Source organism: Paenibacillus solani (genome assembly GCF_001277345.1).
Taxonomy (GTDB): domain Bacteria; phylum Bacillota; class Bacilli; order Paenibacillales; family Paenibacillaceae; genus Paenibacillus_AQ; species Paenibacillus_AQ solani.
The window spans coordinates 131590-156267 of the sequence record NZ_LIUT01000002.1 but is presented as its reverse complement, the minus strand read 5'-3'; the positions used below and the strand labels follow the sequence as shown (position 1 = coordinate 156267).

Sequence of the window (24678 nt, the reverse complement as noted above, 5' to 3'; positions counted from 1 at the left end):
GGTAATTTTCATGACAAAGCACCCGGTAGTCGTTCGGTTAAAGACGGGTCTTCACGCTAGACCGGCCGCGCTGTTCGTTCAGGAAGCGAATAAATACTCATCTGAAATTTTTGTCGAGAAAGATGATAAAAAAGTAAACGCCAAAAGTATCATGGGAATCATGAGTCTTGCCATTAGCTCTGGCACGGAGGTTTACATCAGTGCTGAGGGAGCTGACGCTGAGCAAGCGGTTACTTCTCTCGTAAACCTGGTAAGCAAAGAGGAACTGGAGAACCAATAAAGGCAGCCTTTTAAGAAAAGTCTTGTGATTGCAAGGCTTTTTTTACTATAAGGCCTCTTGGGGCTTTCGCTTGAAACATGGTACATAAATAGTTGACGATAGAGAGGGGCGGAGAAATCCGCCTCTTTTTTGGTTGCTCTCCTAATGATATGCCGTCGTTTAACTTCAGTTTAACTTGTTGGTTTATTCTTGCCTTACATACAATAAAAAAGTGATGGAAGGGAAGAGAGAACGATGAGTACAACAGACCATGCTTCTATAGTGGCTATGCCTCAGGAAGAAACGGCCGGGAACAAGAAAGCAGGCTCCAAGGCCTTTCTCCGATTATTAAAAGAAACCAAACCTCCCATGCTGCTATTGATTGGTGCTATCCTTCTGAATGTGATCTCCACGCTGGTAGGGCTCGTCATTCCGATGTTTACAAAAAGCTTGGTTGACGGCTTCTCTCTGACGGATATGAATACTACCCATATCGTTGGGCTCGGAATTGCATTTGTGGTGCAGACGATTGCTGCAGGAATCTCGATCTTCTTGCTGAGCTATACGGGACAAAAGATGGTAGCTGCTCTTAGAGACCGGCTGTGGAAAAAGCTGCTTGCGCTGCCGATCCGCTATTTCGATCATCATCGTTCGGGGGAATCCGTCAGTCGGATGACGAATGATACAGGAGTGATAAAAAGTCTCATATCCGACCATGTGGCCGGATTCTTCAGCGGGATCATCTCGATAGTCGGTTCCGTCGGCGTACTGCTGTATCTAAACTGGAAGATGACCTTGACGATGTTTATCGTCATTCCGATTGCAGCGCTGATTCTTGTGCCGCTTGGTAAGAAAATGTACAAAATATCGTTGGGAATGCAAGACGAGACGGCCTCATTTACGGCGAATATCAGTCAGGTGCTGTCGGAGATTCGCTTGGTTAAGGCTTCAAATGCGGAGAATAGAGAATATGAGAATGGGAACAAGGGCATTACCAACCTGCTGAGATTCGGCATCAAGGAAGGTGTGGTATCCGCCTGGATCGCGCCTCTGATGTCTTTTGTGCTGATGATGCTGCTGGTGGTAGTGATAGGGTATGGTGGACTGCAGGTCTCTACAGGAGCACTGACCGCCGGCGAGCTGGTTGCGTTTATCCTGTATCTCATTCAGATTGTCATGCCGATGACACAGTTAACGACATTTTTCACCCAGCTGCAGAAGGCCAAGGGTGCAACAGAGCGTATATTGGAAACACTGGATGCTGAGGAAGAATCGATCATGGCCGGTAACGAGGTGGCGAATGCCAATCAGCGCTTGTCCATTGAGAATTTATCGTTTGGATACAAGCCGGATGAACTCGTGCTGCATGATATCAGCTTTCAGATGGAGCCGGGGACGGTCACGGCGGTCGTTGGACCAAGCGGTGGAGGGAAAACGACGCTGTTCTCCATGCTGGAGCGCTTCTATCTGCCGCAGAAGGGACAGATCCGCTTGGGTAATACATTGATCGACACCTTCTCTTTACGTTCCTGGCGGGGATTAATTGGATATGTATCTCAGGAAAGCCCCATGATCGCAGGAACGATTCGTGACAACTTATGTTATGGGATGGACCGGGAAGTGAGTGATGAGGATATCCGAAGAGCGGCTGAAATGGCTTATGCGGATGGATTCATTGATGAGCTGCCGAATGGCTTTGATACGGATGTGGGCGAACGGGGTGTGAAGCTGTCCGGCGGCCAGCGGCAGCGGATAGCTATTGCCAGAGCTCTGCTGCGGGATCCAAAGATCCTGATGCTGGACGAAGCTACTTCCAGTCTGGACAGCCGTTCTGAGATTGAAGTGCAGAAGGCGCTCAAGAATCTCATGGCGGGGCGGACGACGATGGTTATTGCGCACCGATTATCCACGGTGGTAGGGGCCGATCAGATTATCTTCATTGAAAAAGGAACGGTCACCGGGCGTGGAACGCATGAGGAACTGGTAGAGCAGCATGAGATGTATCGGGAATTTGCGATGCAGCAGCTGCAGATGAATGATGGGGTGGAGGCCTAAGAGCCTTAAGAAGCCTGGAAGATAGGAGGACCGTCATGGCAAAAATATTGGTAGTGGACGACGACCCGAACATTCGCGAACTCGTGAAGGTATTCCTGGAGGAAGCGGGGATGGAGGAAGTGCTTGAAGCCTCAGACGGTGTCGAGGCCCTGTCGGTAATGGATCAGACCTCCGTTGATCTGGTCGTGATGGATATTATGATGCCGAATATGGACGGATGGGAATTGTGCCGGGAAATCCGGAAGAATACCGGCATCCCGGTGCTGATGCTGACCGCTAAAGGGGAGACGAGGCAGATCGTGAAGGGCTTTGAGCTGGGTACTGATGATTATTTGGTAAAGCCCTTCGAGCCAGCGGAGCTAGTTGTGCGTGTTAAAGCGCTGCTTAAACGATATCAGGTCGCCGCCTCGCAGACCGTGACGATCGGCAAGCTGCAGATGAACCGGAGAACCTATGAAGTCAAAACGGGGCAGGAAGTCCATACGCTGCCACTAAAGGAGTTCGAGCTGCTCTTCAAGCTGGCCAGTTATCCGGGGAGCACGTTGTTACGCGACCGGCTGATCGAAGAAATATGGGGCTATGACTTTGAAGGGAATGAACGGACGCTGGACGTCCATGTGAACCGGCTGCGGGAACGGTTTCCGGAGGAGAAATATAGGTTTCGTATTCGGACGGTACGCGGTCTTGGCTACCGCCTGGAGGCAAGCGAGAGCTGATGAAGAAGACACTCAAAATCCTGTGGAGGATTATCCGGGAAATTTTGCAGACGATCCTCGTTTTCGCACTCTTGGCAGGGTCATGGACGGCCGGGACTTATATAACACGATACGTCTATACCTGGACCGGTACCCCGCCGTGGGACTATGTTCTTCAGCTCATCAACCTGTTTGTGGGCGTTATTATCTTCTTCCTATGTATGCTGGTCGTGGGGCTGTTCTTCAAGCATCGACAAATGGCCATGCTGAATTCCATTACGGGAGCCATGCGCCGAATCTCCAGGGGGGACTTCAGTGTGAAGATGGATGAACATGAATGGCGCGGGGAATTCAAGATGATTGCCAGCAGCATCAACGACATGGCCGGCGAATTGGGACGAATGGAGACCATGCGACAAGATTTCATCTCCAACGTATCCCATGAAATTCAATCCCCGCTCACCTCGATTCGGGGGTTCGCCCGGGCGCTTCGCAATCCTCGCCTTACGGAGGAGAAGAGGGCCCATTATCTGGAGATTATCGAAGGGGAGGGCCGCCGCTTGTCCCAGCTGAGTGATAATCTGTTGAAGCTGTCATCCCTGGAGGGAGAGCAGCCCGTATTCGAAGTGATGCGTTACCGGCTGGATGGGCAGCTGCGAGCGGCCGTATTGGCGAATGAACCGCAGTGGCTGGCGAAGCGGATTCAGGTAGACCTGGACCTCGCTGAAGTAGAGATTGAGGCTACGGAGGATCTGCTCAACCAGGTGTGGACCAATCTGCTCCACAACAGTATCAAGTTTACACCGGAGGACGGTGTGATCTCTATCGTACTGCAGGCAGAGGAAGAAGAAGCCAAGGTCACGATAACGGATACAGGGGTAGGGATGTCAGAATCGGATCAGCTGCATGTATTCGAGCGGTTCTACAAAGCGGATAAATCACGCAATCGCGCTGACGGTGGCAGTGGACTGGGATTATCCATTGCCAAGCGGATTGTGGATATTCACCGCGGGAAAATTTCGGTTCAGTCAGAGCTGGGACAGGGTTCAACGTTTACGGTGACGATACCTTGCAAGCGCTTCTTGAAACGAAGTCATGCGGGAGATCAGGGGAAGACGGCCAATAGACCAGCACGACTGAATGATTCCAAGGCTCATAATTGAAGAAATAGGTCGGCAGCCATCCAAGCATGCTTCGGATCATGCATCGTGCGTACATGGAGAATGGCGCCCGAGTACAAGCAGGGAAATAAATCGGTATAACAAAATAACGGACTACAGGGACGTTAAAAGGAGGATATGCTTCTGAGCATATCCTCCTTTGTTGAGTCATAACGTCTGTCGTAGTCCGTTTGCTATGGAAGTTGTTACCGAATATTTATATGCTATTAATAGATCTCTTCGGGTCGTTACAGCACCTTCTCCAAAAAGCTGATGGTCCGCTCATGCTCTGGGCTGCCGAACACCTTCTCCGGCGGTCCCTCCTCCACGATATACCCGCCGTCCATGAAGATCACCCGATCGGCCACTTCACGGGCGAAGCCCATCTCATGCGTTACGATGATCATGGTCATTCCCTCGCTGGCCAGATACTTCATGACGCCCAGCACTTCGCCGACCATCTCGGGGTCCAGCGCCGAGGTCGGCTCATCGAACAGCATGATGTCGGGATTCATCGCCAGCGCACGCGCGATGGCCACGCGCTGTTTCTGACCGCCCGACAGCTGGCTCGGGAAAGCCTCCGCCTTGTCAGAGAGATCCACTCGCTCCAGCAGTTTCAATGCCGATGCACGGGCCTCGGATGCATTCTGTTTGCCCAGCTCCACCGGGGCAAATGTAATGTTCTTCAGCACATTGAAATGGGGAAACAGATTGAAATGCTGGAATACCATCCCGACATTTTCGCGTGCCTTGTTGATATCTATTGAGGGATCGTTGATATTCTGATCATGAACATACACCTTGCCTGCCGTGATGTCTTCCAGCCGGTTCAGGCAGCGCAGGAAGGTGCTCTTGCCGGAGCCCGAAGGACCAATGACACAGACAACCTCGCCTTCCTCAACCTGCATATCGATACCCTTGAGCACATGATTCGAGCCAAAGCTTTTCTTCAGTCCTTCTACGCGTATTTTAGCCATGACGCACCTTCCTTTCCAGACGGTCTGCAAATTTGGTCAGAATGGTGATGACGATCAGATACATGATCGCCACAGTCAGCCAAATATCAAACGATGAGAATGTTCTTGCGATAATAATCTTCCCGGATTGGGTCAGCTCGACCATGCCGATGACCGACAGGATAGATGTATCTTTGAGTGTGATCACCATCTGGTTAATAAAGGTCGGAATCATGATTTTGATCGCCTGCGGAATAATGATCTTCATCATGGCCTTACGGTAGGGAAGGCCAAGTGAACGGGCAGCTTCCAGCTGTCCGGGATCAATCGACTGGATACCTCCGCGGATAATCTCTGTTACATAAGCACCGGCATTCAAGCTTAGTGTCAGAACGGCTGCCACCAAGGGCGACATCGTAAATCCGAACGCCTGCGGAATCCCGAAATAGATGAAGAAGGCGAGCACAAGCAGCGGGATGCCGCGGAAAATGTCCACGAATACGGTCGCGATACCCCGAAGCCACTTATTGCGTCCGACCTTCATAAAGCCGAATATCAAACCTATAAAAAATGCAAAAAACAGCGAAACAATCGTCAGCAGCAAGGTTTTGCCAAGACCCTTCAGCAGGTAAGGCAGTGATTCGATGACCAGCCCCATGCGGCTTTGGTTCGCCGGAGATGGGGCATTCTCGCCCACATATTTCTCCTGGATGCGGTCAAATTCCCCGCTCGCCCTCAAGTTGACCAGACCAGCATTAAATTTCTGCAGAAGCTCCTGGTTCTGCCCTTTACTAACGGCAAAACCATAGGAGGCGCCGGGCTCCATATCTGTCACGATCTTCAGTCCGTTATTCTGTTTGACGCCATAAGCCAGTACGGGAAAGTCGTCAAAGCAGGCAACAGAATTGCCTGTCTTCACATCATCATACATCTGGGCTGAATCATCAAAAGGCACGATGGTGAATCCGTGTTCGGCCGAGATGGATTCCGCGAAGCTGTAGCCCTCCGTGCCTGTTTTGACGGCGACCTTCTTACCCTTTAAATCCTCATACCCTTTAATGGACTCCTGATCCTCACGAATGGCCATGACCACACCTGATTTGAAATAGGGATCGGAGAAGTCGAATTTCTGTTTGCGTTCGTCCGTGATGCTCATACCTGCGATGACCCCATCTACCTGACGGGCCTCCAGTGCCTGAACCGCGGCATTGAATCCAAGCGGCTTGATCTCGTACTGGAAGTTCTGATCCTTAGCAATCGCATCCAGCAAATCCATGTCGATACCGACAAAATTCCCGCTGGCATCCTGGAATTCAAATGGGGCAAACGTAACGTCTGTTCCGATTTGATAAACTTTACCGGAAGCCGGCTCTGCCGCCGCACTTGCTGTACCATAAGGGATACCCGCTGCGATGAGGATCAGCAGGGATAAGAATGCGTATAACACCCGGAATGATTTCATAGTGACCTCCTCTTTTTAACACAGTTGTAAGTTAGTTACCCATGAAGGCTTCCCCATTAAACAGATGTTTTGGGCTTCATGGGCTATCCTATTGTGTGGAAATGCGAATCATGCCTGGAAGTGCCAATGATGAGGGCTGATATAAAAGTTAAAGAAAAATGTGTAAACGCTCTATCCACCATGCAACATTTACCAACCGCTTCACGTTAGAAGGGTAAGGCAAGCATGGCAACGATGCCAATATAAGGAGGACGATTATGATGAAGAGATGGGTCAAACAAGTAGGTTCCGTGATGATTGCGGGTGCACTGTTAACTGGCGGTACGACATGGGTAGGGCTGAGCGGGACAACCGAGGTGCATGCAGCGGAGGCCGCACAGCAGAATCTTCTTACCGTAATGGGTAAAGGCGAGATTTCGGTGAAGCCGGATATCGTATATCTGTCCATTGGAGCAGAGTCATATGCAGAAACGGCTAAATCTGCGCAGAAGAGCAATGCCCAGAAGATCGACAAGATTACCAAGCTGCTGAAAGAGACTTGGAAAATCGATGACAAGGATATTAAAACCGAGCAGTTCTATGTACAGCCGAACTATACGTACTCCGATGATAATGGACGCAAAGTGAAAAATTATTCTGCGTATCATTCACTGGAAGTTACTCTTCGTGATCTGAGCAAGGTTGGCGATCTGCTTGATGCAGCCTCCGATGTCGGCGCTAACTCCATTGGCAATGCCCGTTTCTCGATTGAGAATCGTGATGCATTTGAAGCACAAGTGATTGATAAAGCAATGGCGAATGCAAATCTGAAGGCACAAGCGATGGCGAAGGCCTCTAATCGATCGCTCGGGATCGTGCTGAATATTGTGGAGGGTTCGGTTAGTGTAAATAACATCTATGGGCTTGAAAGCTTGCAATCGAAAGCAGAGGTAGCCTTTGACGCCGAGAGTGCCAACACCTCTGTAAAGCCGGGTGAGGTCAAGCTCTCGACACAATTATATGTACAATATGAATTGAAGTAATAACATGTTTGATTAGCGTGGAAGAAAACCGTTCATCCGAGTTGTTGCCGGGTGGACGGTTTTTTGATGTTTTCCTTCGGAAATCCGAATGCCAGAATTCGGACATATATCCGAAGCTTCCCCTGTCTAAATACATAGAAAAGTGTTGTGTATGGGGGAAAAACGAGGTATAGTGAATATGCGAAAAAATGAACTTATATTCTGGACCATTAAAGCCATACCCATGGATATGGCTTTTTTTTCTTAGTAGAGATTATTAGATGCTTTCCTCTTAAGAAACGGATTCTGCCTTCTATGCAACAATAGGCGGTATAACCGTTTCTTCTTAGTGAAGAACATTTTTGTGCATACTATCGAGCATGAAGATAAAGCGTGAATGAAGCTGCATTTTGTTGAGAAAGGGGTTGATGCATGTGATTGAACTTGTCCAAATCGAGAAGCATTTTCAAGGACAAGCGGTCGTGCATCCGCTATCGCTATCGATAAACGAGGGAGAATTCTTAACATTGCTGGGGCCCAGCGGCTGCGGCAAAACGACCATTCTCCGCATGATAGCAGGATTCGAACAGCCGACCGAAGGTCAGGTGTGGTTGGCGGGTCAGAATGTGACGGAAGTGCCTGCGAATAAGCGGGATTTGAATCTGGTATTCCAACACTATGCTCTGTTTCCGCATATGACCGTAGAAGACAATATTGCCTTCGGGTTAAAAATGAAAAAAATGCCGCGCCAGCTCATTAAGGAGCGCGTGGACGAGGCCGTAACCATGACGCAGCTGACCGCCCTGCGGGATCGCTTCCCGCACCAATTGTCCGGCGGACAGCAGCAGCGCGTGGCGATTGCCCGCGCTATCGCGAATAAGCCTAAGGTGCTGCTATTAGATGAACCGCTAGGTGCGCTGGATTTGCAGCTGCGTAAAAATCTGCAATCCGAGCTCAAGCATTTGCAGCGGACACTCGGGATTACGTTTGTTTATGTCACGCACGATCAGGAGGAAGCCATGATGCTCTCCGACCGGATCGTAATTATGAACCATGGACGGGTAGAGCAGATCGGTACGCCGCGCGAGATTTATGCGAAGCCGAAAACGCTGTTTGCCGCTACTTTTGTAGGGGAGAATAACGTCTTTAACTCGCCTGAAGGTCTCTTTGCTGTACGGCCTGAGAAGCTGATTCCGCTGCGTGAACAAGGTGGCAAGAAGAGCGGCGTGATTGAGGATGTGCAGTATCTGGGCAGTGTTCACAAGCTGCTGGTCCAACTGGATAATGAACCGATGAAGGTGATGATCGCTCTGGATATTTCGGATGACCATCCATGGGAGGTTGGTGAACGGGTCGGGGTGGACTGGAACCACAAGGATGAGGTGATCATCGGACCATGAGGAAATCAAGATTCCTGCTGACTCCGGTGCTGCTGTGGCTATGCCTGTTCCTGATCGTTCCGATGCTGATTGTGGTCGGCATTTCCTTTCTCTCCCGGGACGCGCTGGGGAATATCGTTTTTTCCTTCAGCTTGGAAGGTTATAAGACCTTTTTTGATCCATTATATTTAGGCATCTATTGGGATACCTTGGTATTGTCGCTGCTGACAACGGTGATTTGCTTGTTGGTCAGCTATCCCCTGGCTTACTATATAGCGGGAGCTTCCCCGCGTATTCAGACCTGGGGATTGATTCTGATTACGGTCCCTTTCTGGATTAACTTTTTGATCCGTACTTATGCCTGGGTTTTGCTGCTGCGAACGCAAGGCGTAGTGAACAGCCTGCTGCTGTGGATGGGATGGATCGATGAACCGATTCAGATGCTCTATACGTACGGTGCCGTACTGCTCGGCATGGTGTATAACTTCATCCCGTTCATGGTGCTGCCGATTTACGTGGCCCTGGAGCAGATGGACAAGCGTCTCTTGGATGCGGCCAGTGATCTGGGCGCTTCCAGATGGAAGGCGTTCCGGCATATTACCTTGCCGCAGAGCAAATCCGGCATCATGACCGGCGCGGTTCTGGTCTATGTCTCAACTTCAGGAATGTTTGTTGTCACGGATATTCTGGGTGGCGCGAAATCTTCCATGATCAGTAACATCATCCAGCAGCAGTTCCTGGGTGCACGCAACTGGCCTTTTGGAGCGGCGCTGTCCGTGATTTTCGTTGCTACGTCTCTGGTGCTGATCCTGCTCTTTAACCGGGCGATGCAAGCCCGCCATCAACGCGTAGGGGAGGGAAGATAAGTGAAGAAGAAGAATCATCCGCTGCTCGGGATTCACTCCTTCCTTATGATGGCTTTCATCTATGTACCCATCATCATGATCATCATCTATTCCTTCAATGATACGCGGCTGAGCGGTAACTGGGAAGGCTTCACACTGGATTGGTATGCATCGCTATTTGAGAACCGGCATGTCATGGAAGCGCTGATGAACAGCTTGACGGTGGCTGTCATATCGACCATCGTTTCAACCCTGCTTGGCACGGCAGCTGCGCTCTCGCTCCGGAATTTGGGGCGTAAGGGCCGCACCGGCATGAATGGTCTGCTGTACCTGCCGGTCATTATTCCGGATATCATTATGGGACTGTCGCTGCTGGTGTTGTTCAGCCAACTGAACATACCGCTTGGCAAGACAACGGTGATCATCGCCCATATTACGTTCAGCTTGTCGTACGTCTACGTTGTTGTGACGGCCCGATTGTCGGGCATGGGCAAGCAGCTCGGGGAGGCAGCGCAGGATCTGGGCGCGACGCCGTGGCAGACCTTCCGGTACGTCACGCTGCCGCAGATTGCTCCTGGTATTATATCCGGCGCTTTGATTGCTTTTACACTGTCACTGGATGACTTTATGGTCAGCTTCTTTGTTGCCGGCCCAAGTTCCACGACGCTTCCGATATATATCTATGCACAGGTGAAACGCGGTATTTCACCCGAGATTAATGCGCTATGTACACTGCTCATCTTGGTAAGCATTACGCTGATCCTGTTAGCCCAATATATTCTTAACCGCGGCAATGGGCAGAAGAAACACAAAACATTACCGATCTAGCGGCAAGAGTCGTTTTATCGAATACAATTTGGAAATGGAAAGAGAGGAGATAGTGAATTGAAACAATCTAGATGGACCCGCCTGCTCGCGGCAGGCCTGGTTGCAGTATTGTCTGTAGGACTCCTGGCTGCTTGCGGCTCGGATAAGGAAACTCTTCACATTTATAGCTGGGCGGACAATTTCGATCCCGAGGTGCTGAAGGACTTCGAAACGAAGTACAACGTGAAGGTGACCTACGATAATTATGCAAACAATGAAGACCTGCTGGCTAAGATCAAGGCTGGCGGCAGTGGGTATGACCTCATTCAGCCGTCCGATTATATGGTGAAAACAATGATCGAAACGGAGCTGCTTGAGCCTCTGGACATGAATAATATCCCGAACTTCGTCAATATTACGGATACGTTTAAGGATCCTTCTTATGACCCGGGCAATAAATATTCGATCGTCTACACGTCCGGTGTAACGGGAATTGCATATAACAAGAAATATGTAAAAGATGAGATTAACAGCTGGGAAGACCTCTGGAATCCGGCATACAAGGGAAAAGTCCTGCTTTTGGATGACAACCGTGAAATGATCGGCATGGCCCTGAAGAAGGAAGGGAAGTCCAACAGCACTACGGACGAAGCCGAAATTACTGCTGCCACGAATGAACTGAAGACACTGCTGCCGAATGTGCTCGCGTTTGATACGGACAACATTAAGCAGAAGATGATTCAGGAAGAAGGCTGGATTGCTACCGTATGGTCTGGGGATGCGGCATTCATTGCGGCCGAGAACCCGGATGTTGCATATGTTGTACCTGAAGAGGGGGCGACCATCTTCTCGGATAACTATGCGATTCCTAAGGGTGCGAAGAATAAAGAGCTGGCCGAGAAATTCATCAACTATATGATGGAGCCTGAGGTCAGTGCCAAGAATTATGAATTTATCGGATACAGCAATCCGAACACCAAAGCGATGGAATTCCATAGTGAGGACTATCGCAATAACACCATGATCAACTTGACGGACGATGAGCTGCATCGTACCGAGTGGCTTGATAATGTCGGCGAAGCGCTCCAGATCTATGACCGTCAGTGGACCGAGCTGAAGAGCGGCCGATAATCGAAGATATTACAGTAACAAAGACACGAAGCCTGTCCCTGTGGGGATGGGCTTTTTTGTGTTTGCGGCTCTTTTAGGCGGCTATTTTTTTTCATCGCATCAAACGGCGCTTTTTATATCGTAGTGATCCTTTAGACCCAGAATAGGGAAAATAGTCCGATTTATACGAATCTAACCACAACTAAAAGTCCGCTCGTGGTGTTATATGTTATATATAAGAGAGGATATGCCTTGGGATGCGAGCTTGGCTTTCTTGCCACAGCTTATATTGTGCAAGACAGTGCGATTTATGGTTTGTAGATGCTTATGGAGGTGCTCTTGTTTACGTTCCATTTCCAGAGTAACAGCATGTTATGAAAGATTAGGCATTAAGACCCGGAATCAAAATTGTCACTGACTTTGTTACCAATACATAGAAGGCTTTCCTTATAATGATTAAGGGTAATATATTAACAACTCATGAGAAACTTAATTTAATAAAGGTGGAATTCTAATATGAATCCTAAATTTCGTGTATGTGCATCATTAATCGCTACTAGTGTCCTACTTGGCAGTCTTGGAATGAACGGACAGGTCATCGATGCAGGCGCTCCGAAGACAACCGTTTCCACCAGCCAAAAATCGTCTAAGAATGAAGTTCAGTTGAAATGGAACGGCAAGAACTTGCCACAAAAAGGGATTGTGCTGCATGGGGTAACCTATGTGCCGGCCACTGCTTTGCGGGATGGTCTGGGAATGTCTCTTAAATATGACTCAAAAAATCGTACGTATACGCTGAGCAACAGCGGCGGCTATAACAAGCTAAGCGCCGTCGTATACTCCTCCAACGAAATCGGCATTTTGGTGAGCGGTAGTTACGCTGGTGACCCGGGCGGACAGATTATTAATGGGCGCCTGTATCTGCCTTACAAGAATATTAGCGACTACCTTGGAATTCAGGGACAATGGAACCCTGCCTCGAAAACACTTAGCATGACGCCGAAGAAGCAGAATGACATTACGATCAAATCAGCGACGCTGAAGAAGAAGATTCTAGGCGTAGAAGCGGTTGCCCATTATCCGGTTGTCAGCGGCCTGGCTGATGCGGACGTACAGGCTGAAATTAATAGTGTGCTGAAAGAGAATGCATCGGGTGTGATCACAGGTGCTGAAGAAAACGAGGGTACCCTCTCGCCGTCGGATTCCCAATATCCGTATGAATTCAATGGAGATTTCATAGTTCAGTATAACCAGAACGATATTCTCAGCATTACGACATATGATTATTCTTATACTGGCGGTGCCCATGGTATGACTTTCCGTAAAAGCTTTACGTTCTCCTTGAAGGACGGCAAGCAAATGAAGCTGGGTGATTTCATTAATATGGAAGGCAAGAACAAGCAGAAACTGAACAACACCGTGCTGAATAAGATGAAAAAGGAAGGCGGATACCTCGGTGGATTTGAGGGAGTGCCTGCCGATGCAGAGTTTTATGTAAAGGATAATGCTGCGGTGTTATACTTCCAGCTCTATGAATACACAGCATATGCCTATGGATTCCCGGAATTTGAGCTGAAGCTGAAGGAATGGAAATAAGATACTGCGGATAGATTGTCTATAAACGTACGTCAGGAATAAGGTTCATTACGTACTCATTACTCGTTATTAAATTATGAATACATGCTGTCCCGAAGCAACAGTGTACTGGAACCAATTGCAGAGAACCCTTGGTCATAGAGGCGCAGGAGATAGAGTCTTCTGTTAGCTTCTTATGGCCAAGGGTTTTTCTGTATGTGCAATTATATATTCAAGAAAAATGAAAAAGGCAGCTGCCGGTTGACACCGGTAACTGCCTTTAGCTGCGATTCTTATAGTCCTTGCGGTGGTGTATTCTCAAGTACTTGATCAATCAGACCATATTCTTTGGCTTCTTCAGCCGTCATGAAGTAATCGCGGTCGGTATCCTTCTCAATGCGCTCCAGCGGTTGGCCGGTACGTTCGGAGAGGATGCGGTTCAGCTTGTCACGCATCTTGAGGATGCGGCGGGCACGGATTTCGATATCCGTTGCTTGGCCCTGAGCGCCGCCGAGCGGCTGGTGAATCATGATCTCGCTGTTTGGCAAACCGTAACGCTTGCCCTTAGCGCCTGCGTTGAGCAGGAAAGCACCCATGGAAGCAGCCATACCGACACAGATGGTTGAAACATCCGGCTTGATGAACTGCATCGTATCGAATATAGCCATACCAGCAGTAATGGAACCGCCAGGGCTGTTGATGTAAAGATGAATATCCTTCTCAGGATCCTCAGCTGACAAGAACAGCATTTGGGCTATGATGGAGTTGGCAACCACGTCATTGACGTCGGAGCCGAGGAATATAATGCGGTCTTTCAGCAATCGGGAATAAATGTCGTACGCCCGCTCGCCGCGGTTACTCTGTTCAACGACCATAGGGATAAAACTCACGTGAAAAACCTCCTCTTAAAAGTACCTCATATCAATACTGTTACCTTATTAACCATATGATAAACAATTTAAATCAAAAAGTCAAAGATAGTCAAACTATTGGATAAAAAAAAGAGCCGTCATGGGCACTTTAGGGTAATCAGTATAGAGAATCAAAGTTAAAATGGCGCGCCCGCGAGGAATCGAACCTCGATCTCAGGCTCCGGAGGCCTACGTCATATCCATTGGACCACGGGCGCAAAGAAAATTAGCAACGAAGTTGATTATACCGCATCTATTTTCAAATTACAAGAGCGAACAAAACTTTGCTCCTATTATATAGAAAGCCCAAAGTTGGCCATAATGAATAAGAATGCTTGGGGCGGAGAAATATACTTTCGGACACTTGCAACCCGTGTGATTATTGGTTAGAATATAGGTGGGACTTAAAACGTTTGACTGGGACATTTTACGGCCAGGTAGAGGAGAGCCAAGACGAAGTTTGCAGGAGTGGAAATGCATGCGTAACCTATTAGAAATACAAGAGCAACTTCTGCCGGATCTGATGGACACTCTCAAACGAAGATATTCCATACTTTATCAGATTAAGTTGTCCGGAATGGTTGGTCGCAGGACGCTGGCTTCATTATTATCAATGACCGAGCGTGTGCTCAGAGCAGAGACGGATCTGCTGAAGGCCCAAGGGTTGATTGAGATTGAAACGCTTGGCATGCGGATTAGCGCTTTAGGAATAAGCTTGCTGGAAGATTTGGAACCGGTCATGAATGAGTTGTTCGGACTTGTTGAACTGGAAGAGAAGATTCGTCAGGCTTACGGGCTTCGTAAAGTGGTCATTATTCCCGGTGACAGTGAATCATCTCCGGAAGTCAAGCGGGAGCTTGGGCGTGCCGGAGCCAGAACGCTTCTCAGCTTTGTAGAGAATGGAGACACGATTGCCGTTACAGGCGGCTCCACACTCGCTGAAGTAGCAGAACAGATGCCTGCTTTGCCGAATGGCGAGTCGTTGACAGACACTTGGTTCGTGCCAGCTCGGGGTGGTCTCGGTGAGAGCATGGAGATTCAAGCGAACACCATTGCCTCCAAGATGGCTAAGCGTGTCGGAGCAGAATACCGGCTGCTTCATGTACCGGATCTGTTAAGCGAGGATGCCTACCAGTCCCTGGTTCAGGACCAGCATATCCAAGAGATTGTGGATGTGATCAGGCGGTGCCGGGTCATTATTCACGGCATCGGCGACGCAATGGAAATGGCAAGACGACGCAAACTGGATGACAGCTCTATTCAGGGCTTGCAGGCAGATGGCGCCATTGCGGAATCCTTCGGCTATTATTTCAGTGAAGATGGCGAAGTCGTCCACAAGATGCTTACCCTCGGCCTACGGCTTGAGGATATTATGCGGACGGAGACGATCATCGGTATTGCAGGCGGTCAAGGCAAGGGCAAAGCGATTCACGCGGTCCTGAGGTTCGGACATGAGAATATTCTCGTGACGGATGAAGCTGCCGCACTGGAAATCGAGAAAGAGATTGACGCGGATATTTAATTCCGTGGATCAGGCTTGTTTTTCAATATTGTTGTCATGATTGGCTTAACGGCTAATCTTGAATATATAAATTTCATAAATATGGAGGGAATTACTCATGGTTAAAGTAGGTATTAACGGTTTTGGACGTATTGGACGTAACGTGTTCCGCGCTGCGCTGAACAACAGCGAAGTTGAAATCGTAGCAATCAACGATTTGACGGATGTGAGCACGTTGGCACACCTTTTGAAATATGACACTACTCACGGCAGACTGGATGCAACAGTTGAAGCTAAAGAAGGCGCACTGGTTGTAAACGGCCGCGAAGTGAAAGTATTCGCTGAGCGTAACCCTGAAGCATTGCCTTGGGCTGAGTACGGCGTTGAAATCGTTGTAGAATCCACTGGTATTTTCACAGCGAAAGACAAAGCTTCCGCTCACTTGAAAGGCGGCGCTAAGAAAGTTATCATTTCCGCTCCAGCTACTGACGAAGATATCACCATCGTTATGGGCGTAAACGAAGACAAATACGATCCAGCTAACCATACTATTATCTCCAACGCTTCTTGTACAACAAACTGCTTGGCTCCATTCGCTAAGGTTCTGGACGAGAACTTCGGAATCGAAAAAGGTATGATGACTACGGTTCACTCTTACACGAATGACCAGCAAGTACTTGACCTGCCGCACAAAGACCTTCGTCGTGCTCGTGCAGCAGCTGAGAACATCATTCCTTCCACAACTGGTGCAGCTAAAGCTGTTAGCTTGGTTCTGCCACAGTTGAAAGGTAAATTGAACGGTATGGCTATGCGCGTACCTACGAAGAACGTTTCCGTAACAGACTTGGTAATCGAAACTTCCAAGCCAGTAACAAGAGAAGCTGTAAACGAAGCTTTGAAAGCTGCTGCTAACGGTCCTCTGAAAGGTATCATGAACTACTCCGAAGAGCCGCTTGTATCCAGCGACTACAATACAGATCCTGCTTCTTCCACAATCGACTCCCTGTCGACAATGGTTGTTGGCGACAACATGGTGAAGGTTATTTCTTGGTATGACAACGAGTGGGGCTACTCCAACCGTGTCGTTGACCTTGCTGCTTACATCGCAAGCAAAGGTCTGTAATTGATCTAGCCATTCAATCGAAGAGGAGTTCCGTTCACGGGTCTCCTCTTTCGGTTCATGGTTTTTCCTTATTTTCATGCCAGAGCACTGGGAAGAATAGATAAATCCGGGCACTGGCGAGGCGATAGAGAGACAAACGGGAGCAACCGCATGCTGCCTTGCGAGGAGAAACATTTTCTTAGGAGGAACGTGGAGATGAACAAGAAAAGTGTACGTGATGTGGAAGTAAGCGGCAAACGGGTGTTTGTCCGCGTCGATTTCAATGTACCGCTGGAAGATGGCAAGATTACAGACGACACTCGTATTCGCGAAACTTTACCGACCATTAAATACTTGGTAGAGAAGGGTGCGAAGGTTATTCTGGCGAGCCATCTGGGTCGTCCAAAAGGAGAGGTCGTTGAATCCTTGCGCCTGACTCCAGCTAGCGAGCGTCTGTCCGAACTGCTGGGCAAGCCGGTAGCCAAAGCGGATGAAGCCGTAGGCGAAGCTGTTAAAGCGCAAATCGACAAGATGCAAAACGGCGATGTGCTCGTGCTTGAAAACGTTCGTTTTTACCCTGGTGAAGAGAAGAATGATCCGGAACTCGCGAAGCAGTTCGCCGAGCTTGCTGATCTGTTCGTGAACGACGCATTTGGTGCTGCTCACCGTGCGCACGCTTCGACAGAAGGCATCGCACATCATCTTCCGGCTGTATCGGGATTGTTGATGGAGAAAGAGCTGTCCGTTCTCGGCAAGGCCCTTTCGAATCCAGATCGTCCGTTTACCGCCATCATCGGTGGATCGAAGGTTAAAGACAAAATCGACGTGATCGACAACCTGCTTACGCTTGCTGACAATGTCATTATCGGCGGTGGACTTGCTTACACGTTCTTCAAAGCTCAAGGCCATGAAATCGGTCAATCTTTGCTTGATAAAGAGAAGCTGGATGTGGCCCTCGGTTTCATCGAGAAAGCTAAAGAGCTGGGCAAAAATTTCTACCTGCCGGAAGATATCGTCGTTACGGATGAGTTCAGCGCTGATGCGAATACGAAGATTGTTGGTATCGACAGCATTCCCGCTGATTGGGAAGGCGTTGACATCGGTCCTAAGACTCGCGCCAAGTATGCAGAAGTGATCAAAAACTCCAAACTTGTTGTATGGAACGGTCCGATGGGCGTATTCGAAATTGCTCCGTTCAGCAACGGTACTCGTGAAGTGGCACAGGCATGTGCGGATACGGAAGCTTACACGATTATTGGCGGCGGCGACTCTGCTGCAGCAGCGGAGAAATTCGGCCTGGCCGACAAGATGGATCACATCTCGACAGGTGGCGGCGCATCTCTTGAATTCATGGAAGGCAAAGCACTTCCTGGTGTTGTGGCACTGAACGACAAATAGAAATAGGAACTACATTGGATAGCGAGTGGATGAAGCTTGAACCCGGAATCATCGGGGGAATAAAGGAGTGAATCGTGTGAGAACACCTATCATAGCTGGTAACTGGAAAATGTTCAAAACTGTTCCGGAAGCAACTTCATTTATTGAAGATGTGAAAGGCAAAGCGGAAGTGGAAGGCGTGGAGAGCGTGATCTGCGCGCCATTTACGAATCTTCCTGCATTGGTTGAAGCGGCAAAGGGCACGAACATCAAAATCGGTGCACAAAATCTTCATTTTGAAGATAATGGTGCCTTTACTGGTGAAATCAGCGGATTGATGCTGAAGGACCTGGGCGTGGACTATGTCATTATTGGACATTCCGAGCGCCGTCAGTATTTTGCCGAAACCGATGAGATCGTCAATAAGAAGGTACATGCGGCATTCCGTCATGCTCTTCTTCCGATCGTATGTGTCGGAGAGAAGCTGGAAGAGCGTGAAGCCGGTCAAACCAAGGACGTATGCAAAGTGCAGACGGAAGCTGCGTTCGCAGGTGTTCCTGCAGATCAGGCGATTCATGTGGTTATTGCTTATGAACCAATCTGGGCGATCGGAACAGGCAAATCCTCTACCGCAGAGGATGCGAATGAAGTCATCGCTTATATTCGCGAGCTTGTTAAAGGTCTGTATGGCGAGAGTGTTGCAGAGCAAGTACGTATTCAATACGGCGGTAGCGTTAAGCCTGAAAATGTAACGGAGTATATGGGACAAAGCGACATCGACGGCGCGCTCGTTGGTGGTGCAAGTCTACAACCGGCTTCTTACATTGCGCTCGTTGAGGGGGCGAAGTAAATGACGGCTCCAAAACCCGTTGCTCTGATCATCATGGACGGTTTCGGGCTTCGCAACACCGAGGTGGGCAATGCGGTCGCGCAAGCGAACAAGCCTAATTACGACCGGTATTTGAAGCAATATCCGAACACAACGTTGACTGCTTGCGGTGAAGCCGTGGGCCTGCCACAAGGTCAAATGGGGAACTCCGAAGTGGGTCACTTGAACATCGGCGCAGGCCGGATTGTCTATCAGGATCTGACCCGCATCACGAAGTCGATTCGTGAAGGAGAATTCTTCGAGAACGATACGCTCTTGGAAGCCGTACGCGCGGCCAAGAACAATAACAAGAAGCTGCATCTGTATGGTCTGGTATCCGACGGCGGCGTACACAGCCATATTGAGCATATGTTCGCGATGCTGGATCTTTGCAAGAAGGAAGATTTCCATGAGGTCTACATTCATGGCTTCATGGATGGACGCGATGTGGCGCCGGACAGCGGCAAGCAGTTCGTCAAGGACCTGATTGCGAAGATCGAAGAAGTGGGCGTAGGCCACATCGCTACCCTGTCCGGACGCTATTACGCGATGGACCGCGACAAGCGTTGGGATCGTGTCGAGAAAGCTTATCGTGCCATGGTGTATGGCGAAGGACCTAAATATACCGATCCACTGAAGGCTATTACGGAATCTTACGAGAAGTCTGTGTATGATGAGTTCGTAGAACCGACAGTGATCGTCAATAGTGCTGGAGAGCCGGTAAGTCTGGTGGAAAGCGGAGATTCGGTTATCTTCCTGAACTACCGCCCTGACCGCGCGATTCAGTTGTCTCAAGTGTTTACCAACCAGGATTTCCGCGGATTTGATCGCGGACCGAAGTTCCCGCAGAACTTGCATTTTGTCTGCTTGACGCTGTTCAGTGAGACGGTGGAAGGCTTTGTGGCCTACAAACCGAAGAATCTGGACAACACGCTGGGCGAGGTGCTTGTTCAACACAACAAGAAGCAGCTGCGTATTGCAGAAACCGAGAAGTATCCGCACGTCACGTTCTTCTTCAGCGGCGGACGCGATGTCGAGCTTCCAGGCGAAACACGCGTTCTGATCAACTCGCCGAAAGTAGCGACATACGATCTGAAGCCGGAGATGAGCGCTTATGAAGTGGCGGATGCCTGCGTACGAGAAATCGAAGCAGATAAGCATGATGCGATCATCTTGAACTTCGCCAATCCGGACATGGTAGGCCACTCCGGCATGCTGGAGCCGACCATCAAAGCCGTGGAAACAACGGATGAGTGTGTGGGCAAGGTGGTTGAAGCTGTTTTGGCAAAAGGCGGGGTTGTTCTGATCACTGCTGACCACGGGAATGCGGACATGGTATTTGACGAGAATGGACGTCCATTCACGGCTCATACCACGAACCCGGTGCCATTCATCGTAACGGACGAGAATGTAACGCTGCGTGAAGGCGGCATTCTGGCCGACATCGCCCCAACGATCCTCGATCTGATGGGTCTGCCGAAGCCAGAAGAGATGACCGGAACTTCCATGATTGCAGCACGTAAGTAAGTCGTTCATAATGGATATAAACTAACAACGTTTAAAAGGAGACTATACACATGACTATTATTTCTGACGTATATGCACGCGAAGTCCTCGACTCCCGCGGTAATCCAACAGTAGAAGTTGATGTATACCTGGAATCCGGTGCACTCGGTCGCGCGATCGTTCCATCCGGTGCTTCCACTGGCGTTCACGAAGCAGTTGAGCTTCGCGACGACGACAAATCCCGTTACCTGGGCAAAGGTGTTCTGCAAGCTGTTAAGAACGTTAATGAGATCATCGCTCCTGAAGTGATCGGCCTCGACGCTCTGGACCAAATCGCCATCGATAAACTGATGATCGCTTTGGACGGAACACCAAACAAAGGCAAATTGGGTGCGAACGCAATCCTGGCTGTATCCATGGCTGTTGCTCGTGCTGCTGCTGACGCTCTGGCTATTCCGCTGTACACATACCTTGGCGGATTCAACGCTAAACAACTTCCAGTACCAATGATGAACATTGTTAACGGTGGCGCACATGCGGACAACAACGTTGACGTGCAAGAGTTCATGGTATTACCTGTAGGAGCTCCTAACTTCAAAGAAGCTCTGCGCATGGGTGCGGAAATCTTCCACAACCTGAAGTCCGTTCTGAAAGGCAAAGGCCTGAACACCGCGGTAGGCGACGAAGGTGGTTTCGCTCCGAACTTCACATCGAACGAAGATGCATTGTCTTCCATCATCGAAGCAATCGAAAAAGCTGGCTACAAGCCAGGTGAAGATGTATTGCTGGGTATGGACGTAGCTTCCACTGAATTCTTCAAAGATGGCAAATATGTTCTGGAAGGCGAAGGCAAATCCTTCACGCCAGCAGAATTCGTTGACTTGCTCGCTTCTTGGGTAGACAAATATCCAATCGTAACCATCGAAGACGGATGCTCCGAGGACGATTGGGAAGGTTGGAAACTGCTCACCGAGAAACTGGGTGACAAAATTCAACTCGTGGGTGACGACCTGTTCGTTACAAACACCGAGCGTCTGGAAAAAGGTATCAAAGAAGGTATCGGTAACTCCATCTTGATCAAAGTTAACCAAATCGGTACATTGACTGAAACTTTCGATGCAATCGAAATGGCAAAACGCGCAGGATACACTGCTGTTATCTCCCACCGTTCCGGTGAGTCCGAAGACAGCACGATCGCTGATATCGCTGTAGCTACCAACGCTGGCCAGATCAAAACGGGTGCTCCTTCCCGTACAGACCGCGTTGCGAAATACAACCAATTGCTTCGCATCGAAGACGAATTGGGTGAACTTGCTCAATACCACGGCTTGAAGTCGTTCTACAACTTGAAGCAAAAATAATGAAATAAGATGGAAGCCCGGCTCCTGATTTGGGGAGCTGGGCTTTTTTGCATTGATATGAGGGATGGCGGGGAAGGGGGAGGCTGCACACTTGGTTTGGGGCTGTGGGTCGGTCCGTATATCGGCTCCGGTCACTGTTAAAATCGGGAAGCTGGAATGGAATAAGCTGAGGAGGCTTCCCGCTTTTAAAGGCGAACGCGCTGCTCCTCCACCGATATTCGCACCTGAGCAGGGAAGAGGTGTGCAGCCACTTGCGAGTATCTCATGGGAGTGCAAAGAAAGCCCGGCTCATGTGAGGTCTCATGAGCTGGGCTTTTTGGGTGTGGGCACTGGTGCTTGGTAGAGGGCAGGACACGTCGGCTAGGGTGTAGTCGAGGGGGGAAGTATGGGCTTAAAGGCTGCTTGTAGAAACCAATTGTTCCTGTATTCGAAAGTTCAACACGAATGTAAACTGTGACCCATAATGAAGGACACTTTGTTGAAAGTGACCCTCTTATAGGTTTCTGTTTTATCAGTGCAATGCATGGCGAGGAACACGACTATAGAAAAAATTATAAAATTATAAGCCTTTTGAAGCACGAAGATAGATGTCGCATTCCTTTTTGAACCAATCTCCATAACCCTTTACTTTGTATATTTTCCATTCCCTTATGTCCTTCGGATTCTGTACACCAATTTGAAGATCAGAAGGACTCTTATCGTCAATATAAAATAAAAGGTCTTTGGCTGCAGGGGCATTTTCGCCAGGATGTGGTATATATGCAGGCTGAACAAGCCTCACAAAAAAGGAACTGGTTTCTGAGGACTTCTCTTTTGTCGTTTCACTATTTTTCAGAACAGGGATTTGATCTGCCATTTTCATGGTTGTATCTGCTTCTAAGTCTGTGCTTAACAGTCCCCGATAAACTTCATTATATAGGGTGGTTAAATGAAACAAAAATGCTTGATTTGCTTCATTTTCACCATTGATACTATCAGGATCAGATGTAACAAAGATATCATTTCCCCGCTGAAGAACGATTCTTTCGATAGGTCTTTCTTTCTTTTTTTCTTCAATCGTTAGTGATTTTGTTTCTGAATCCCATATTACTTGTTGATTCAAATTTTCTGCAATGACTCTCAATGGAACGAATATTTTTCCTTCAATTATTTTCACTTGCTCCGTTGTATTTACCGTTTTACCGTGAATCACTAAGTTAATTCCTTCCGCAGCATGGGCCATTTGAACTGCCCCTAGAACTAACAGGGCTGCACCTACGGTAATCCATTTTCTTTTCATAGTTATGGCCTCCTCTAAGATTTTTTGGATGTTAAAAACCCCAAAATTTTTAAGTAACACGTGTTTTGCAACCAACCCTGTTTGCGGCAGTTTTGGATTGGATATTTAGGCTAATCAGTTAGAACTAAAAGACAATGCCGTATATAATCGCCAATACGGACTTTTTATATAGAACACCTAGATTTGGAATAAGTTCCATTCATTTTGTGACTAATGCTGCGGAAATAGAGAGCTTTTCTGCTAGGTATTGCAGGCCAAGAGGTTGAAGCAAGAAACCTATTGACATAACAAGTGAGAATGATTATCATTGTCTAGTGTATTGATAATGATAATTGTTCTCAATAATAATTATTAATAAAAAATATCTACAATACATAGGAGAAGATGAGGGGGAAAACTTCATGCGTCATATGAAGACAAAGAGTTTCGTGTTTATCATGTTGATATTTGTTTTGGTTTTAGCCGGTTGCGGAGCTGGAACAGCTTCCAAGGACGGCAGCAGTTCTAGTGGAGCGCCGAATGCAGATCAGGGAGCCGCTCAGAGCGGAGACAAAGCGGAGGCGGCGCCGGAGACTCGCACCATTAAGCATGCACTGGGCGAGACGGAAATTAAGGGCGTTCCGAAGCGCATCGTGGCACTGGAATGGCTGTACGCAGAGGATGTTCTCGCTCTTGGCATCCAACCGGTTGGTATTGCGGATATTGAAGGGATGAATCAATGGGTGAACATTCCGGTTGAGATCGGTTCGGACGTGACCGACGTCGGTACTCGTCAAGAGCCAAATGTGGAGCTGATCGCTTCCTTGAAGCCGGATCTGATCATTGGTTTGAAATCAAATATTGAAGGAAACTATGAAGCTTTTAAGAGCATCGCGCCTACATTGGTATTCGATCCTTATCCGGGTGAGGGACAAGGAGATCAATATGAAGAGATGGTGAATACGTTTAACACGATCGCTGACGTGCTTGGCAAAAAAGAGGAAGCGTCCAAAGTGCTTAGCGACTTGGACCAAACGTATGCCGATGCCAAATCCAAGCTTGAAGCCGCTGGCATGACAGACAAACCGTTTGTGCTCGCAATGGGTTACAGCAATCAGAATGCAGTGACGTTCCGGATTTCAACGGACAATTCACTGGCGGTTAAAATCCTGGAGCATATCGGCCTGACTAACGCCTATAAGCCTAAACAATTTGAAGTCTATGGTTTTACCACAGCTGACGTGGAGGCGCTGCCTGCCCTTCAGGACGCGAATTTCCTGCATATTATCCAGGACAGTGACAACGTCATTGAGAACCAACTGAAAGATAATCCCGTTTGGAAAGGCTTGAATTTTGTGAAAGAAGACCGCGTATATGCACTTGGCGGTGACATGTGGCCATACGGCGGCCCACTGTCTGCCCAGACAATGGCCCGGAAGACAGCTGATCTGCTCACACAATGAGTCCCGGCAAGAAACTAGCTCAAGGCG

Annotated in this window: 22 protein-coding genes and 1 tRNA gene; 18 read left to right on the top strand and 5 right to left on the bottom strand. The window is 48.7% G+C overall.

Annotated elements, in window-relative coordinates; genetic code table 11:
- Positions 1 to 10 precede the first annotated feature (10 nt).
- From AM231_RS17155 to AM231_RS17140, 4 genes are all read left to right on the top strand, one after another.
- Complete coding sequence (locus AM231_RS17155; protein WP_006207570.1) at positions 11 to 280, top strand: HPr family phosphocarrier protein; 270 nt, start codon at positions 11 to 13, stop codon at positions 278 to 280.
- Positions 281 to 514: 234 nt separating this feature from the next.
- Complete coding sequence (locus AM231_RS17150; RefSeq protein ID WP_054403780.1) at positions 515 to 2314, top strand: ABC transporter ATP-binding protein; 1800 nt, start codon at positions 515 to 517, stop codon at positions 2312 to 2314.
- Between the two features lie 35 nt (positions 2315 to 2349).
- Positions 2350 to 3030 (top strand): response regulator transcription factor, encoded by a 681-nt coding sequence (locus tag AM231_RS17145; protein WP_054403779.1) that lies wholly within the window; start codon positions 2350 to 2352, stop codon positions 3028 to 3030.
- Complete coding sequence (locus AM231_RS17140; RefSeq protein WP_082341725.1) at positions 3030 to 4172, top strand: sensor histidine kinase; 1143 nt, start codon at positions 3030 to 3032, stop codon at positions 4170 to 4172. Before AM231_RS17145 ends, AM231_RS17140 begins: the two co-directional genes overlap by 1 nt.
- Before the next feature lie 245 nt (positions 4173 to 4417).
- On the opposite strand, the gene AM231_RS17135 is transcribed toward AM231_RS17140, so the two are convergent.
- Positions 4418 to 5146, bottom strand: a complete 729-nt coding sequence (locus AM231_RS17135) for an amino acid ABC transporter ATP-binding protein (protein ID WP_054403778.1) — start codon at positions 5144 to 5146, stop codon at positions 4418 to 4420.
- The gene (locus AM231_RS17130; protein ID WP_054403777.1) at positions 5139 to 6587 is read right to left on the bottom strand and encodes an amino acid ABC transporter substrate-binding protein/permease; all 1449 of its coding nucleotides are present in this window, start codon (positions 6585 to 6587) and stop codon (positions 5139 to 5141) included. The genes AM231_RS17135 and AM231_RS17130 overlap by 8 nt, the downstream gene beginning before the upstream one ends.
- Before the next feature lie 260 nt (positions 6588 to 6847).
- Between AM231_RS17130 and AM231_RS17125 the strand changes: the two genes are divergently transcribed.
- The 6 genes from AM231_RS17125 to AM231_RS17100 all read left to right on the top strand — a co-directional run bounded on the left by AM231_RS17125 (position 6848) and on the right by AM231_RS17100 (position 13325).
- Complete coding sequence (locus tag AM231_RS17125; protein ID WP_054403816.1) at positions 6848 to 7609, top strand: SIMPL domain-containing protein; 762 nt, start codon at positions 6848 to 6850, stop codon at positions 7607 to 7609.
- A gap of 407 nt (positions 7610 to 8016) precedes the next feature.
- Positions 8017 to 8988, top strand: a complete 972-nt coding sequence (locus AM231_RS17120) for an ABC transporter ATP-binding protein (RefSeq protein ID WP_054403776.1) — start codon at positions 8017 to 8019, stop codon at positions 8986 to 8988.
- Positions 8985 to 9833, top strand: a complete 849-nt coding sequence (locus tag AM231_RS17115) for an ABC transporter permease (protein ID WP_054403775.1) — start codon at positions 8985 to 8987, stop codon at positions 9831 to 9833. Before AM231_RS17120 ends, AM231_RS17115 begins: the two co-directional genes overlap by 4 nt.
- Positions 9834 to 10640 (top strand): ABC transporter permease, encoded by an 807-nt coding sequence (locus tag AM231_RS17110; protein ID WP_054403774.1) that lies wholly within the window; start codon positions 9834 to 9836, stop codon positions 10638 to 10640.
- 57 nt (positions 10641 to 10697) lie between these two features.
- Complete coding sequence (locus AM231_RS17105; RefSeq protein ID WP_054403773.1) at positions 10698 to 11750, top strand: ABC transporter substrate-binding protein; 1053 nt, start codon at positions 10698 to 10700, stop codon at positions 11748 to 11750.
- 495 nt (positions 11751 to 12245) lie between these two features.
- On the top strand, positions 12246 to 13325 hold the full coding sequence (locus tag AM231_RS17100) for a PdaC/SigV domain-containing protein (protein WP_054403772.1): 1080 nt from the start codon (positions 12246 to 12248) through the stop codon (positions 13323 to 13325).
- A 272-nt stretch (positions 13326 to 13597) separates the two neighbouring features.
- On the opposite strand, the gene clpP is transcribed toward AM231_RS17100, so the two are convergent.
- Both clpP and AM231_RS17090 read right to left on the bottom strand, forming a co-directional pair.
- On the bottom strand, positions 13598 to 14194 hold the full coding sequence (gene clpP, locus AM231_RS17095) for an ATP-dependent Clp endopeptidase proteolytic subunit ClpP (protein ID WP_053490581.1): 597 nt from the start codon (positions 14192 to 14194) through the stop codon (positions 13598 to 13600).
- A gap of 164 nt (positions 14195 to 14358) precedes the next feature.
- Positions 14359 to 14433 (bottom strand) — tRNA-Arg (locus tag AM231_RS17090).
- 260 nt (positions 14434 to 14693) lie between these two features.
- Between AM231_RS17090 and AM231_RS17085 the strand changes: the two genes are divergently transcribed.
- The 7 genes from AM231_RS17085 to AM231_RS17055 all read left to right on the top strand — a co-directional run bounded on the left by AM231_RS17085 (position 14694) and on the right by AM231_RS17055 (position 22273).
- Positions 14694 to 15737, top strand: coding sequence for a sugar-binding transcriptional regulator (locus AM231_RS17085; protein ID WP_054403771.1), 1044 nt, complete (start codon positions 14694 to 14696; stop codon positions 15735 to 15737).
- A gap of 97 nt (positions 15738 to 15834) precedes the next feature.
- Positions 15835 to 16839: a type I glyceraldehyde-3-phosphate dehydrogenase gene (gene gap, locus AM231_RS17080; RefSeq protein WP_054403770.1), complete on the top strand. Its 1005-nt coding sequence runs from the start codon at positions 15835 to 15837 to the stop codon at positions 16837 to 16839.
- Positions 16840 to 17034: 195 nt separating this feature from the next.
- On the top strand, positions 17035 to 18216 hold the full coding sequence (locus AM231_RS17075) for a phosphoglycerate kinase (protein ID WP_054403769.1): 1182 nt from the start codon (positions 17035 to 17037) through the stop codon (positions 18214 to 18216).
- 76 nt (positions 18217 to 18292) lie between these two features.
- A complete protein-coding gene (gene tpiA / locus AM231_RS17070; RefSeq protein WP_053490577.1) occupies positions 18293 to 19045 on the top strand; it encodes a triose-phosphate isomerase in 753 nt (250 codons plus the stop codon).
- The gene (gpmI, locus tag AM231_RS17065) at positions 19046 to 20590 is read left to right on the top strand and encodes a 2,3-bisphosphoglycerate-independent phosphoglycerate mutase (protein ID WP_054403768.1); all 1545 of its coding nucleotides are present in this window, start codon (positions 19046 to 19048) and stop codon (positions 20588 to 20590) included.
- Between the two features lie 50 nt (positions 20591 to 20640).
- Positions 20641 to 21930 carry a phosphopyruvate hydratase gene (eno, locus tag AM231_RS17060; RefSeq protein ID WP_054403767.1) on the top strand — a complete coding sequence of 430 codons (1290 nt, stop codon included), beginning with the start codon at positions 20641 to 20643 and terminating at the stop codon, positions 21928 to 21930.
- A 91-nt stretch (positions 21931 to 22021) separates the two neighbouring features.
- The gene (locus tag AM231_RS17055; protein WP_054403766.1) at positions 22022 to 22273 is read left to right on the top strand and encodes a hypothetical protein; all 252 of its coding nucleotides are present in this window, start codon (positions 22022 to 22024) and stop codon (positions 22271 to 22273) included.
- Between the two features lie 216 nt (positions 22274 to 22489).
- On the opposite strand, the gene AM231_RS17050 is transcribed toward AM231_RS17055, so the two are convergent.
- Positions 22490 to 23209 (bottom strand): stalk domain-containing protein, encoded by a 720-nt coding sequence (locus AM231_RS17050; RefSeq protein WP_054403765.1) that lies wholly within the window; start codon positions 23207 to 23209, stop codon positions 22490 to 22492.
- Between the two features lie 401 nt (positions 23210 to 23610).
- On the opposite strand from AM231_RS17050, the gene AM231_RS17045 reads away from it, so the two are divergent.
- On the top strand, positions 23611 to 24651 hold the full coding sequence (locus AM231_RS17045) for an ABC transporter substrate-binding protein (RefSeq protein WP_054403764.1): 1041 nt from the start codon (positions 23611 to 23613) through the stop codon (positions 24649 to 24651).
- Positions 24652 to 24678 lie beyond the last annotated feature (27 nt).

Excerpts from the sequence above, each read along its gene's own strand:
- AM231_RS17075 (WP_054403769.1), top strand. The coding sequence starts at position 17,035 with ATGAACAAGAAAAGTGTACGTGATGTGGAAGTAAGCGGCAAACGGGTG.
- AM231_RS17050 (WP_054403765.1), bottom strand. The coding sequence starts at position 23,209 with ATGAAAAGAAAATGGATTACCGTAGGTGCAGCCCTGTTAGTTCTAGGG.
- AM231_RS17115 (WP_054403775.1), top strand. The coding sequence starts at position 8,985 with ATGAGGAAATCAAGATTCCTGCTGACTCCGGTGCTGCTGTGGCTATGC.
- AM231_RS17085 (WP_054403771.1), top strand. The coding sequence starts at position 14,694 with ATGCGTAACCTATTAGAAATACAAGAGCAACTTCTGCCGGATCTGATG.
- AM231_RS17100 (WP_054403772.1), top strand. The coding sequence starts at position 12,246 with ATGAATCCTAAATTTCGTGTATGTGCATCATTAATCGCTACTAGTGTC.
- AM231_RS17130 (WP_054403777.1), bottom strand. The coding sequence starts at position 6,587 with ATGAAATCATTCCGGGTGTTATACGCATTCTTATCCCTGCTGATCCTC.
- gap (WP_054403770.1), top strand. The coding sequence starts at position 15,835 with ATGGTTAAAGTAGGTATTAACGGTTTTGGACGTATTGGACGTAACGTG.
- AM231_RS17140 (WP_082341725.1), top strand. The coding sequence starts at position 3,030 with ATGAAGAAGACACTCAAAATCCTGTGGAGGATTATCCGGGAAATTTTG.
- AM231_RS17125 (WP_054403816.1), top strand. The coding sequence starts at position 6,848 with ATGAAGAGATGGGTCAAACAAGTAGGTTCCGTGATGATTGCGGGTGCA.
- AM231_RS17150 (WP_054403780.1), top strand. The coding sequence starts at position 515 with ATGAGTACAACAGACCATGCTTCTATAGTGGCTATGCCTCAGGAAGAA.
- eno (WP_054403767.1), top strand. The coding sequence starts at position 20,641 with ATGACTATTATTTCTGACGTATATGCACGCGAAGTCCTCGACTCCCGC.
- AM231_RS17145 (WP_054403779.1), top strand. The coding sequence starts at position 2,350 with ATGGCAAAAATATTGGTAGTGGACGACGACCCGAACATTCGCGAACTC.
- AM231_RS17045 (WP_054403764.1), top strand. The coding sequence starts at position 23,611 with ATGCGTCATATGAAGACAAAGAGTTTCGTGTTTATCATGTTGATATTT.
- AM231_RS17155 (WP_006207570.1), top strand. The coding sequence starts at position 11 with ATGACAAAGCACCCGGTAGTCGTTCGGTTAAAGACGGGTCTTCACGCT.
- AM231_RS17120 (WP_054403776.1), top strand. The coding sequence starts at position 8,017 with ATGCATGTGATTGAACTTGTCCAAATCGAGAAGCATTTTCAAGGACAA.
- gpmI (WP_054403768.1), top strand. The coding sequence starts at position 19,046 with ATGACGGCTCCAAAACCCGTTGCTCTGATCATCATGGACGGTTTCGGG.
- AM231_RS17135 (WP_054403778.1), bottom strand. The coding sequence starts at position 5,146 with ATGGCTAAAATACGCGTAGAAGGACTGAAGAAAAGCTTTGGCTCGAAT.